The 12096-nt window shown below is 55.8% G+C and carries 12 protein-coding genes, 1 tRNA gene and 1 other annotated feature; of the genes, 8 read left to right on the top strand and 5 right to left on the bottom strand.

The features are described from left to right. Positions 1-16: 16 nt before the first annotated feature. Both BI364_RS09500 and BI364_RS09505 read left to right on the top strand, forming a co-directional pair. A protein-coding gene (locus BI364_RS09500) for an IS3 family transposase (protein ID WP_407639354.1) occupies positions 17-1074 on the top strand; the annotation gives its coding sequence in 2 pieces (ribosomal slippage) (positions 17-239 and positions 239-1074; 1059 coding nt in all). Between the two features lie 426 nt (positions 1075-1500). After that, on the top strand, positions 1501-2373 hold the full coding sequence (locus BI364_RS09505) for a diiron oxygenase (RefSeq protein ID WP_233279481.1): 873 nt from the start codon (positions 1501-1503) through the stop codon (positions 2371-2373). A 658-nt stretch (positions 2374-3031) separates the two neighbouring features. On the opposite strand, the gene BI364_RS09510 is transcribed toward BI364_RS09505, so the two are convergent. Beyond that, complete coding sequence (locus BI364_RS09510) at positions 3032-3292, bottom strand: BufA1 family periplasmic bufferin-type metallophore (RefSeq protein ID WP_070078536.1); 261 nt, start codon at positions 3290-3292, stop codon at positions 3032-3034. Between the two features lie 382 nt (positions 3293-3674). Here BI364_RS09510 and BI364_RS09520 point away from each other — a divergent pair, with 382 nt between their 5' ends. Then, complete coding sequence (locus BI364_RS09520) at positions 3675-4412, top strand: hypothetical protein (RefSeq protein WP_070078529.1); 738 nt, start codon at positions 3675-3677, stop codon at positions 4410-4412. 133 nt (positions 4413-4545) lie between these two features. Here BI364_RS09520 and BI364_RS09525 read toward each other — a convergent pair whose 3' ends face one another. Next, positions 4546-4872: a hypothetical protein gene (locus BI364_RS09525; protein WP_156782695.1), complete on the bottom strand. Its 327-nt coding sequence runs from the start codon at positions 4870-4872 to the stop codon at positions 4546-4548. A 102-nt stretch (positions 4873-4974) separates the two neighbouring features. On the opposite strand from BI364_RS09525, the gene BI364_RS09530 reads away from it, so the two are divergent. Next, complete coding sequence (locus tag BI364_RS09530) at positions 4975-5649, top strand: hypothetical protein (RefSeq protein WP_070078531.1); 675 nt, start codon at positions 4975-4977, stop codon at positions 5647-5649. Positions 5650-6013: 364 nt separating this feature from the next. Here BI364_RS09530 and BI364_RS09535 read toward each other — a convergent pair. Both BI364_RS09535 and BI364_RS09545 read right to left on the bottom strand, forming a co-directional pair. Further along, a tRNA-Pro gene (locus tag BI364_RS09535) sits at positions 6014-6090 on the bottom strand. A gap of 342 nt (positions 6091-6432) precedes the next feature. Next, positions 6433-7661, bottom strand: a protein-coding gene (locus tag BI364_RS09545; RefSeq protein WP_156782696.1) for an IS3 family transposase whose coding sequence is annotated in 2 segments (ribosomal slippage) — positions 6433-7373 and positions 7373-7661 — 1230 coding nt in all. Because the reading frame shifts where the segments join, the coding sequence is not laid out codon by codon here. Next, positions 7267-7383: a sequence feature (AL1L pseudoknot), on the bottom strand. Its footprint overlaps the gene before it by 117 nt. 59 nt (positions 7662-7720) lie before the next feature. Here BI364_RS09545 and BI364_RS09560 point away from each other — a divergent pair. Both BI364_RS09560 and BI364_RS09565 read left to right on the top strand, forming a co-directional pair. Beyond that, a protein-coding gene (locus BI364_RS09560) for an IS3 family transposase (protein ID WP_407639354.1) occupies positions 7721-8778 on the top strand; the annotation gives its coding sequence in 2 pieces (ribosomal slippage) (positions 7721-7943 and positions 7943-8778; 1059 coding nt in all). Positions 8779-9204: 426 nt separating this feature from the next. Next, complete coding sequence (locus tag BI364_RS09565) at positions 9205-10077, top strand: diiron oxygenase (protein ID WP_233279481.1); 873 nt, start codon at positions 9205-9207, stop codon at positions 10075-10077. Positions 10078-10735: 658 nt separating this feature from the next. Here BI364_RS09565 and BI364_RS09570 read toward each other — a convergent pair. Further along, a complete protein-coding gene (locus BI364_RS09570) occupies positions 10736-10996 on the bottom strand; it encodes a BufA1 family periplasmic bufferin-type metallophore (RefSeq protein ID WP_070078536.1) in 261 nt (86 codons plus the stop codon). Positions 10997-11152: 156 nt separating this feature from the next. Between BI364_RS09570 and BI364_RS09575 the strand changes: the two genes are divergently transcribed. Both BI364_RS09575 and BI364_RS09580 read left to right on the top strand, forming a co-directional pair. After that, on the top strand, positions 11153-11752 hold the full coding sequence (locus tag BI364_RS09575; protein WP_197495660.1) for a sigma-70 family RNA polymerase sigma factor: 600 nt from the start codon (positions 11153-11155) through the stop codon (positions 11750-11752). Beyond that, complete coding sequence (locus tag BI364_RS09580; protein WP_156782698.1) at positions 11749-12033, top strand: anti-sigma factor family protein; 285 nt, start codon at positions 11749-11751, stop codon at positions 12031-12033. The genes BI364_RS09575 and BI364_RS09580 overlap by 4 nt, the downstream gene beginning before the upstream one ends. The last annotated feature ends 63 nt before the right edge of the window (positions 12034-12096 follow it).

The following is a 12096-nucleotide window of genomic DNA, read 5'->3' on the forward strand; positions in this document are numbered from 1 at the left end:
CGATTCAGACAGCCAGATCATCAGCATTCTCAAGCAGGCCGAGGCCGGCACGCCCGTGCCTGAGCTGTGCCGCGAGCACGACATGAGCAGCGCCACGTTCTACAAGTGGCGGGCCAAGTACGGCGGCATGGACGCTTCGCTGATGGCCCGCCTGAAGGAGCTGGAGGACGAGAACCGGCGGCTGAAGAAGATGTACGCCGAGGAGCGTCTGGTTTCGGAGATTCGCAAGGAAGCCCTTGAGGGAAAATGGTAAGGCCCTCTTCGCGCCGGGAGAGGGCCCAAGACTGTGTGGCGCAACGGGGTATCAGCATCGGCCTGGCCTGCCGTGCGTTTGGGATCAGTCAGACATGCTATCGGTATCAAGCGAATCCGTCGGAAGAGAACGCGCGCATCGCCGACTGGCTGGTTCGGCTGACGCACAAGCAGCGCAACTGGGGCTTTGGGCTGTGCTTTCTGCACCTGCGCAACGTCAAGGGCTTTGGCTGGAATCACAAGCGCGTGTACCGCATCTACCGGGCGCTGGAACTGAACCTGCGGATCAAGCCCAAGCGACGGATCGTGCGCGACAAGCCCGAGCCATTGGCCGTGCCCGAGGCGCTCAACCAGAGCTGGTCGATGGATTTTATGCACGACAGCTTACAGGATGGGCGCCCGTATCGGCTGTTCAACGTCATTGACGACTACAACCGCGAAGGATTGTGCATCGAGGCCGACTTCTCGCTACCGGCCGAACGGGTTGTGCGCGCACTGGATCGGGTCATCGAATGGCGCGGCAAGCCGCAGGCGATCCGCTGCGACAACGGGCCAGAATACGTCAGCACGACCCTGGCCGCCTGGGCAGCCAAGCACGGCATTGCGCTCAACTTCATCCAACCCGGCAAACCTCAGCAGAACGCCTATATCGAGCGCTACAATCGCACCGTGCGCTACGACTGGCTGAACCAATACCTGTTCGAGTCGATCCACGAGGTCCAAAACTTCGCCACCCGCTGGCTCTGGACCTACAACCACGAACGGCCAAACATGGCCCTCGGAGGCATCACCCCAAAACAGAAGCTCGCCCTGGTGGCTTAACCCTTCCATTTCTGAACATCGCTAAAAATGGGGGATTACCCTTGTTGCGATCGTTTCAGGATCGATTCACCCTGGATACAGGCGAGATCACGGCAACGGTCGGTGACAGGCGAGTGGCCTTTCCTCAACGGTTACTGTCTCACAAGCAAGACCGATAGCGAAAATACCGGGTATGTTGGCAACATTCATCGATTGACACTGGAATGCATACCCAGCTCGCGACACGTGGGCTGATCAAGGCGCGGTGAGGACGATTGCGGTTCGTACGTCCTCTACCGGTGTTGGCAATAACGGATCAGCAACGAGATTATCACTCCGACCTCGCGCTGAAGATCTGGTGCGCCACATTCGTGCATCCGATTCATCATCAGTGCGCTCTGTCACATGGCGGCGTAATGCCTTAGAATACGGCGGCAAACCTCCAGCATGCACTCACTCATGGTTGCGCAAGCCAGCGCTCTTACAGAACAGCTCAATCGCAGCAGCAACCCCTATCGGGATCCGCTGAGTCGCATCGACTGGCAATCCCTGGACCTCGATCACTGGTGGTTGCCAGAAGCCGCCGTTAGCCTTCATGGCATCCCAGCCTACGATCACCTGCCTGAAGCACAGCGTAAACGTCTCTCGCAGTATGAATTCATCAACTTCATCGAGAAGGCCCTTTGGCTGGAGGGCATCTTCATGGAGAGGATCAGCCGCGCATTGGCAGATTCACTCGGCCAGCCATCAGAAACCCTTTACCGCCTGCATGAGTTACGCGAGGAAGCGGGCCACAGCCTCATGTTTATGGAGTTGATCCAACGCAGTGGATTGCCCATTGATCCGGCCGCCTTCAAGCGGCCACGACTGGCAACCTGGGTTGGCCGCCACGCGCCCTACCGTTCGGCCGCCTTCTGGATCGCGGTGCTGATCGGAGAACAGGTTCCAGATCACATGAACCGTATGATCCGCAAGCACCGCGCCCAGATTTCAGACACCATCTACGAAATCATCACCCTCCATGCAATCGATGAAGCACGCCACATCGTGCATGCCAGAGCAACCCTGGAGTATTGCCTGCCCATAGCCGGCCGCTTGGCCCCGATTTATCTGCCTCTTCTGAATCACGTTTTTCGCCAATTTGTCGAGGCCTTCTACTTCCCCGCTCCCGCGCTGTATCAACTTGCAGGCTTGGATCAGCCGGCACGCTGGGCACAGCGTGCCCACGCTAACACCGCGCGCATCACCTTTGTTGACGAATGCGTGGCCAGCACGCTACGTCAGCTGGCCGGCAAAAATTTGCCCATCAGCTGGCGCTAGCCGCTCTTCTCCACCGCAAATCGCATCCCAGACACGCCTCGTCATAACAACGAAGCAGCCTTGGCACTCCCAAACAACCGACTTGGGACTCGGGACCCAACACATAACTCTCAATTTATTGATCAGCAGGTTGGATCGCATATCCAGCTGATACATTCGATGGCGCTATCGGCCATTTCATACATGAAGAAATCAAAGTCGCCCTCTTCCAGCTGGATGAGCATTCAACATGTAGTGTGGATTGCACTCCTGCCAAAAAAATCATATACGCTACCCATGTGCATGTCCGCAAAGCCTATATAGCCGGTTTTTTTATGCTCATCTCACCTACCCCGTCGACTCTACGCTTCTGATGCTTTCTTTGGAGCATGCCTATGGTATGGCCAATATAAATAAAATATGAACGCTCAACAGAAAACAACCATTGAACAGCGGTGATGAATATATAGATACACGCCTAATCATCGTCACTTCCATGGAAATAAAAGACTCGATCAATAAAAAAACAATTTCACGCTGCGCAAGCGCCAATTTGGCGCGCACTTGGGTTCGAACCAACTCTTTACGCGCACACTTTAATTCTCAGTCTTCCAATTAAGTCGAGATAAAAATATCCGATGCCGCACAAATACGGCATCGGATGAATTAACACGCGTGGCTATGGCTTATCCAAATTCCCGCCAGAAATTTTCTGGCACACACCTACCGGCACAGCAATAAAGGCATGCGGGTCCCGGTCAACCGTGGTAGTGCCGGCACATGAATTCGTTGCTGTAGCGCAATCGTTGTGATGCGCCTTGCTAATGCCGTAGCATTTTTCCATCGCGGGTGCCGCGTATACGGTTGTAGTCATGCCGCCGACACCCAGTGTCAGCATCGCAGCCAGTGCATAGGTCAATTTGCGTTTACTCTTGTTCATTCCCATCCCCTTTTCGATTATTGTAGAACCAGCTCTTGAGGACTTTGCCTCAATTGCACTGTCGTTTCAGCCAATATTTTTCTTACAGGATGGAGCTACACGGGAATCCCAATACGATGTGCTAAGCTCAAAGTCGGGCAACGTGGTAATCGCATTTTGACAATCCTCACACACGAAACGACCACCCAACCGGATCTCTGGTTGGAACGCTATGGCAGCTCTCTGTACCGCCACGCATTGATTCGCACGGGCGACCCTGCCGTCGCTGAAGACAGAGAAATCGCGGCCATGCCACTGGCAAAGCTGCGATCCACTGTTCGCGATTACATCAAACACCGACCATTCTATCGCGGCGGATGCCGCCTTTCATGAGGAGCAAGCCATGCACGAGATCAAGCAAGCAGCAGAAACTGTCAATCAGAAACGAGAGGAACTCCAGATCGCGCAGGAGAAACTAGCCGACGTTAAGACAGCCGCCCAGCTACCACAGGCTGCACGTACACGCGTAGAGCAGATGCTGGCCGACCCTCGAAACGACCCGGCAAACCTTGTGCGGATTTACCGGGGTCCAACGGGTGGCGCGCAAACGTATGAACTCCATGAGCGCATCGAACAGCCGGCCGAAGATGACATCCTCGAACGCCTGCGCCAACAGCTGCAGGCAGAAGTCGGAAACGCTCACCTCGAAGATCGGACACCTGATGTCGCTGAGATAAATGCCGAGATCCGTGAGATCGAGGGCGCGCGCGCAGCCATGGCAGTGCAACAGGCGCGGGTGGCCAGCCTGTCGAATGAATTGGCGCAGCTGGAGAAAATTCTCGCAGATGCTGTCATAGAGTTTGCCCGTAGTCACTTTGACGCCGGTCGAACCGCATACAGGAAATCCCTGGATGCGACGTTGAATGCACTCACGATGATGGCGGCCGCCAATGCTCTGGGTTCCCAATGGTCCGCCCGAGGCGCGCGTGCATGGCCAGATCAGATCGAGCCATACCTTAATCAGCCCAACCGCCCGCAGCATCAGCCGGTCGACTTCCGCGCCGCGGTAACAGGAGATGCCTTCCAACGTGCTCGCGGCTTCTTGATAAACAAGCTCACGCAGTTGGGCGTCGAGATTTGATCAACGTGGCCCCGGCGACGGGGCCGCATAAACTCTAGGTGACGAACATGAAAATAAATTTTCCGATTCGGACAAGTGGCCTACGCGATCAACCCGGGCATGCGGTGGTTGCCAAGAGGCCGCGCACGCCGCTTCAGAGAGCAAAAGGAGCATCCGTGATGCCCAATGGCCATTCGGCCAAGAAATCGCCCCAGAGAAAGCCTGACGCGTCGCCAAGACCATGGATTGCCAGCGCGTCCAAAATCAAAAGCGCAATTATCAATGAGCGCACACGGTGCAAACGGATTTTTTCCGCCGGTATCGAACACGATTCCCTTGCGACAGCCTGCACGTTGGCCTTCAACACCAGCCTGTCGGCATACAAAGCGAAGCTTGTTCTCGCAGGAACAGCAGCCGATCGCCAGCGCCGCCAGCCACTGCGAAGCTCATATCGGCATGAGCCCATACCTTCGATGATCATCCCACACGTTGTACCGGATGGCGGCGAGAATCCAGATGGGAGGGTGCATATACAAGCGAAAGCGATCCATGCTGCAGCTGCTAAGGCGCGAGGTGCGGCGGCATGATCGAAATTTCCGTAAGGTCAAATCTCAAAGAGATCGAGAGGTCGCTGGAAGCATTCGTGCGCAAGCAGATTCCATTTGCAACTGGCCGCGCATTGACTGAATTGGCGGTTGAAGTGAAAAAAGCCGAGGTCAAGAACTTGCTGACCAAAATGCCTACGGCAACACCATTTACCCAGAAATCCATCGGATCGACCAAGGCCAACAAGCTGTCTCGTAGTGCGACGGTTTATGTGCGCGATGTCGCAGCTTCATATCTCTATCCGTACGAGTTCGGTGGATTGAACAAGCTCAACGGTTCAGCTCTATTGAAGCCTGAGAATGTTCGCCTCAACAAGTACGGCAACTTGCCGCGCAAGAGACTCGCTCAACTATTGTCTAAACCCGATGTGTTTGTGGGCAAGATCAAATTCAAGTCAGGCGATGTGGTGGATGGCATTTGGCAACGCGGCCTATATGGCAGTCGTCGCAAAGGCGGCTACATGGGTACCAAAGGAAAGCATCATATGATCGCAGGCAATCGATCAACATTGACGCTGCTCGTCCGTTTCGCTGATGCACATCCTGCCAAACCTAGACTTGGCTATCGTGTCACTGCTGAGTCTTTGATTGCTCGACGGTTCAACAAAATATTCGGGCGCGAACTGGCGCGCGCCATGGCCACGGCCCGATGAATGGGGTGGTCCTGGGTCCCTCCTGGCGACTTTGCATCAGGGGCATTTGCGAGCTGCGTTGTTTCCCCAGCTATGGGGGCAAAAAGCCGGTTAACACAATAAGTTAACTCTAGGCTTTTTCGTTAACCCAGCAAGAGTGAGGGTTTCAGCCAGAAGAATCGTAGTCGCCGTCTGCATCAAACTACTATCGAGCGATGCGTTTTCCGAGCTCGTATCATCGCTGCCCGCGCTACCAATTCTACCGAGTGCGCCGATAATTGGAGCACCTGCGCCTATCCACCGCCGCTGGTAAACGTGACGGTAAACGTGGAGCGCCAGAAACAAAAAAGGGCCGGCGCGAAAAACGCCAACCCCTTGATTTTATTGGTCGGGGCGAGAGGATTTGAACCTCCGACCACCTGAACCCCATTCAGGTGCGCTACCAAGCTGCGCTACGCCCCGCAAAGAGGCGAGAGATTACCCGAACGGACAGACCAAGGCAAACCTTCCTAACGTACATGCGGTCGATGTCACCAAGCGTCGACCATTTGGATGAAGGTTTAGGATAGATAGGCCCTCAGTGCCCAATCGGTCATCGCGACCCATAAGAACGCGAAGATGCTGACGTGCAACAGGCTTTTGCACGTATCGAGCGTAGTCGCCGCGCTTGGGTAATCCCCCCTCAAAGTAGTAGCGTTCAGAAGTGGAATTTTCCGATACTCACCGGTAAGGAGATTCCGCATGAAGAAATCGCGATACACGGACTGAATCGCCCCGGGTATCGCGGAGGCTGTTTGGTTTAAGTTAAGCAGCTACCGCTGTTTGACGGTTGAGTTGCTCGTAATAGTTTGCCTCAGCTTCTGCGGGAGGTATATGACCCAGTGGTCCCATCAATCTTTGATGGTTAAACCACGAGACCCATTCCAAGGTCGCCAGTTCCACAGATTCCCGCGTCTTCCAAGGCCCTCGACGATGGATAAGTTCGGCCTTATACAGTCCGTTGATGGTCTCGGCCAGGGCGTTGTCGTAGCTGTCGCCCTTGCTGCCAACCGACGGCGCGATGTCTGCCTCGGCAAGCCGCTCACTGTAGCGGATGGAGACATACTGCGAGCCCCGGACGCTGTGGTGGATCAGGGTATCCTCCGAGCTGGGCTGTCGGTCGTACAGCGCCTGCTCCAGGGCGTCGAGTACGAAGTCCGTGGTCATGCTGGTGCTGACACGCCAGCCCACAATGCGTCGGGCGAACACATCAACGACGAAGGCCACGTAGAGCCAGCCCTGCCAGGTTGAGACATACGTGAAGTCCGACACCCAGAGCTGGTTGGGGCGATCCGCCTGGAACTGACGATTGACCCTGTCCAGCGGGCAAGGTACCGATGTGTCAGGCGTCGTGGTGCGAACGATCTTGCCCCGACGTACGCCCTCCAGGCCCAGGCGACGCATGAGCCGCTCCACGGTACAGCGCGCTACGACAATGTCCTCGCGGTTCATCTGCTTCCAGACCTTCTCGGCACCGTAGACCTGCATATTGGCCTGCCAGACACGCTCAATATGCGGCATCAGCCATTCATCGCGCTTGGCCCTGGCGCTGCGCAGTTCCGGATTGCGCTGCCGTGCCGCATGACGCCGGTAAGCCGATGGGGCGACCTGCAACACGCGGCAGATCGGCTCGACCCCATAGGCATCCCGATGCTCGTCGATGTAGGCGTTCAGGACTTCAGCTTGCGGTCGAGCTCCGCTTGGGCGAAAAAAGCGCTGGCCGTGCGCAGGATGTCATTGGCACGCCGCAACTCCTTGATCTCGCGCTCCAGCTCCTTGATGTGCTGTGCCTCGGCTGTGGTCGTACCCGCGCGCGACCCGGCATCGATCTCTACACGCTTGACCCATTCATGCAGGGTGTTGGCCGAACAGCCGATCTTCGGGGCGATCGACTCCACCGCGGCCCACAGCGAGGGATACTCCCCGCGATGCTCCTGGACCATTCGCACCGCACGCTCACGGACCTCAGGGGAAAATTTGTTCAACTTGTTCATGGCTTCATTCTCTCAAGAGTTGAAGCCTCCTCAAAACCCGGGGCGATTCAGACAGCCAGATCATCAGCATTCTCAAGCAGGCCGAGGCCGGCACGCCCGTGCCTGAGCTGTGCCGCGAGCACGACATGAGCAGCGCCACGTTCTACAAGTGGCGGGCCAAGTACGGCGGCATGGACGCTTCGCTGATGGCCCGCCTGAAGGAGCTGGAGGACGAGAACCGGCGGCTGAAGAAGATGTACGCCGAGGAGCGTCTGGTTTCGGAGATTCGCAAGGAAGCCCTTGAGGGAAAATGGTAAGGCCCTCTTCGCGCCGGGAGAGGGCCCAAGACTGTGTGGCGCAACGGGGTATCAGCATCGGCCTGGCCTGCCGTGCGTTTGGGATCAGTCAGACATGCTATCGGTATCAAGCGAATCCGTCGGAAGAGAACGCGCGCATCGCCGACTGGCTGGTTCGGCTGACGCACAAGCAGCGCAACTGGGGCTTTGGGCTGTGCTTTCTGCACCTGCGCAACGTCAAGGGCTTTGGCTGGAATCACAAGCGCGTGTACCGCATCTACCGGGCGCTGGAACTGAACCTGCGGATCAAGCCCAAGCGACGGATCGTGCGCGACAAGCCCGAGCCATTGGCCGTGCCCGAGGCGCTCAACCAGAGCTGGTCGATGGATTTTATGCACGACAGCTTACAGGATGGGCGCCCGTATCGGCTGTTCAACGTCATTGACGACTACAACCGCGAAGGATTGTGCATCGAGGCCGACTTCTCGCTACCGGCCGAACGGGTTGTGCGCGCACTGGATCGGGTCATCGAATGGCGCGGCAAGCCGCAGGCGATCCGCTGCGACAACGGGCCAGAATACGTCAGCACGACCCTGGCCGCCTGGGCAGCCAAGCACGGCATTGCGCTCAACTTCATCCAACCCGGCAAACCTCAGCAGAACGCCTATATCGAGCGCTACAATCGCACCGTGCGCTACGACTGGCTGAACCAATACCTGTTCGAGTCGATCCACGAGGTCCAAAACTTCGCCACCCGCTGGCTCTGGACCTACAACCACGAACGGCCAAACATGGCCCTCGGAGGCATCACCCCAAAACAGAAGCTCGCCCTGGTGGCTTAACCCTTCCATTTCTGAACATCGCTAAAAATGGGGGATTACCCTTGTTGCGATCGTTTCAGGATCGATTCACCCTGGATACAGGCGAGATCACGGCAACGGTCGGTGACAGGCGAGTGGCCTTTCCTCAACGGTTACTGTCTCACAAGCAAGACCGATAGCGAAAATACCGGGTATGTTGGCAACATTCATCGATTGACACTGGAATGCATACCCAGCTCGCGACACGTGGGCTGATCAAGGCGCGGTGAGGACGATTGCGGTTCGTACGTCCTCTACCGGTGTTGGCAATAACGGATCAGCAACGAGATTATCACTCCGACCTCGCGCTGAAGATCTGGTGCGCCACATTCGTGCATCCGATTCATCATCAGTGCGCTCTGTCACATGGCGGCGTAATGCCTTAGAATACGGCGGCAAACCTCCAGCATGCACTCACTCATGGTTGCGCAAGCCAGCGCTCTTACAGAACAGCTCAATCGCAGCAGCAACCCCTATCGGGATCCGCTGAGTCGCATCGACTGGCAATCCCTGGACCTCGATCACTGGTGGTTGCCAGAAGCCGCCGTTAGCCTTCATGGCATCCCAGCCTACGATCACCTGCCTGAAGCACAGCGTAAACGTCTCTCGCAGTATGAATTCATCAACTTCATCGAGAAGGCCCTTTGGCTGGAGGGCATCTTCATGGAGAGGATCAGCCGCGCATTGGCAGATTCACTCGGCCAGCCATCAGAAACCCTTTACCGCCTGCATGAGTTACGCGAGGAAGCGGGCCACAGCCTCATGTTTATGGAGTTGATCCAACGCAGTGGATTGCCCATTGATCCGGCCGCCTTCAAGCGGCCACGACTGGCAACCTGGGTTGGCCGCCACGCGCCCTACCGTTCGGCCGCCTTCTGGATCGCGGTGCTGATCGGAGAACAGGTTCCAGATCACATGAACCGTATGATCCGCAAGCACCGCGCCCAGATTTCAGACACCATCTACGAAATCATCACCCTCCATGCAATCGATGAAGCACGCCACATCGTGCATGCCAGAGCAACCCTGGAGTATTGCCTGCCCATAGCCGGCCGCTTGGCCCCGATTTATCTGCCTCTTCTGAATCACGTTTTTCGCCAATTTGTCGAGGCCTTCTACTTCCCCGCTCCCGCGCTGTATCAACTTGCAGGCTTGGATCAGCCGGCACGCTGGGCACAGCGTGCCCACGCTAACACCGCGCGCATCACCTTTGTTGACGAATGCGTGGCCAGCACGCTACGTCAGCTGGCCGGCAAAAATTTGCCCATCAGCTGGCGCTAGCCGCTCTTCTCCACCGCAAATCGCATCCCAGACACGCCTCGTCATAACAACGAAGCAGCCTTGGCACTCCCAAACAACCGACTTGGGACTCGGGACCCAACACATAACTCTCAATTTATTGATCAGCAGGTTGGATCGCATATCCAGCTGATACATTCGATGGCGCTATCGGCCATTTCATACATGAAGAAATCAAAGTCGCCCTCTTCCAGCTGGATGAGCATTCAACATGTAGTGTGGATTGCACTCCTGCCAAAAAAATCATATACGCTACCCATGTGCATGTCCGCAAAGCCTATATAGCCGGTTTTTTTATGCTCATCTCACCTACCCCGTCGACTCTACGCTTCTGATGCTTTCTTTGGAGCATGCCTATGGTATGGCCAATATAAATAAAATATGAACGCTCAACAGAAAACAACCATTGAACAGCGGTGATGAATATATAGATACACGCCTAATCATCGTCACTTCCATGGAAATAAAAGACTCGATCAATAAAAAAACAATTTCACGCTGCGCAAGCGCCAATTTGGCGCGCACTTGGGTTCGAACCAACTCTTTACGCGCACACTTTAATTCTCAGTCTTCCAATTAAGTCGAGATAAAAATATCCGATGCCGCACAAATACGGCATCGGATGAATTAACACGCGTGGCTATGGCTTATCCAAATTCCCGCCAGAAATTTTCTGGCACACACCTACCGGCACAGCAATAAAGGCATGCGGGTCCCGGTCAACCGTGGTAGTGCCGGCACATGAATTCGTTGCTGTAGCGCAATCGTTGTGATGCGCCTTGCTAATGCCGTAGCATTTTTCCATCGCGGGTGCCGCGTATACGGTTGTAGTCATGCCGCCGACACCCAGTGTCAGCATCGCAGCCAGTGCATAGGTCAATTTGCGTTTACTCTTGTTCATTCCCATCCCCTTTTCGATTATTGTAGAACCAGCTCTTGAGGACTTTGCCTCAATTGCACTGTCGTTTCAGCCAATATTTTTCTTACAGGATGGAGCTACACGGGAATCCCAATACGATGTGCTAAGCTCAAAGTCGGGCAACGTGGTAATCGCATTTTGACAATCCTCACACACGAAACGACCACCCAACCGGATCTCTGGTTGGAACGCTATGGCAGCTCTCTGTACCGCCACGCATTGATTCGCACGGGCGACCCTGCCGTCGCTGAAGACATCGTTCAAGAAACGCTGTTATCGGCATGGCAACATCGTGAACAATTCGCGATGCGCTCCAGCGAGAAAACCTGGTTGATCGGCATACTTCGGCATAAAATCGCGGATCACTACCGCCAACACAGCCGCTCAAGGGAAACCAGTGTCGATTTTGATGCGCTCGAACAAGATGGATCGAACCTTGAGCGACGCGTCTTCGATGAAAATGGACATTGGCGCCAGGATCTAAGCAAATGGGGGCGTGATCCCCTCAAGGAAACCGAGGCCGATGCCTTGTGGGATGTGCTGGCGGTTTGCCTGGGCAGATTACCCGAGCTGCAGCGTGAAGCTTTTAACCTTCAAGAGTTCCAGGAAGGTAGCAGCGACGAGGTTGCATTGGCACTGGGCGTCAAACCCAATCACCTATATGTACTGCTGCACAGGGCCAGACTATCCATCAGACAGTGCCTGGAGGCACTCTGGTTCGGAGGACGCGCATCATGATGGGTATGCTCAGTTGCCGCGAAGCGGGATACTACCTGTCTCTGGAAAGGGATCAGACACTTGCGTGGCCGCTGAAAACGAAGTTGTCGCTACATTTGGCGGTCTGCAAAAACTGCCGCCGATACCGCGTGCAGCTTCAATGGATCGACGATGCGGTGGACACTATGGCGGAGTCGTCTCGCTCACTGACACTACCGGAGGAGGCGCGTTCGCGTATCGCCGCACGCTTGCGAACGCTGCATCAAGGCAACCCAGAGGACGACTCAACATCCTATCCCTGAGTCCCTAGCCTGTGTAACCCACCGGCCGCTGGCCTGCAAGAGGAAACGCGCCTCCTCGATTCT

It is taken from the genome of Acidihalobacter yilgarnensis (assembly GCF_001753245.1).
GTDB lineage: Bacteria > Pseudomonadota > Gammaproteobacteria > DSM-5130 > Acidihalobacteraceae > Acidihalobacter > Acidihalobacter yilgarnensis.

Bases quoted from the DNA above. Each gene is read 5' to 3' on its own strand.
- BI364_RS09505 (WP_233279481.1), top strand. From the start codon at position 1,501: ATGCACTCACTCATGGTTGCGCAAGCCAGCGCTCTTACAGAACAGCTC.
- BI364_RS09510 (WP_070078536.1), bottom strand. From the start codon at position 3,292: ATGAACAAGAGTAAACGCAAATTGACCTATGCACTGGCTGCGATGCTG.
- BI364_RS09520 (WP_070078529.1), top strand. From the start codon at position 3,675: ATGCACGAGATCAAGCAAGCAGCAGAAACTGTCAATCAGAAACGAGAG.
- BI364_RS09525 (WP_156782695.1), bottom strand. From the start codon at position 4,872: ATGATCATCGAAGGTATGGGCTCATGCCGATATGAGCTTCGCAGTGGC.
- BI364_RS09530 (WP_070078531.1), top strand. From the start codon at position 4,975: ATGATCGAAATTTCCGTAAGGTCAAATCTCAAAGAGATCGAGAGGTCG.
- BI364_RS09565 (WP_233279481.1), top strand. From the start codon at position 9,205: ATGCACTCACTCATGGTTGCGCAAGCCAGCGCTCTTACAGAACAGCTC.
- BI364_RS09570 (WP_070078536.1), bottom strand. From the start codon at position 10,996: ATGAACAAGAGTAAACGCAAATTGACCTATGCACTGGCTGCGATGCTG.
- BI364_RS09580 (WP_156782698.1), top strand. From the start codon at position 11,749: ATGATGGGTATGCTCAGTTGCCGCGAAGCGGGATACTACCTGTCTCTG.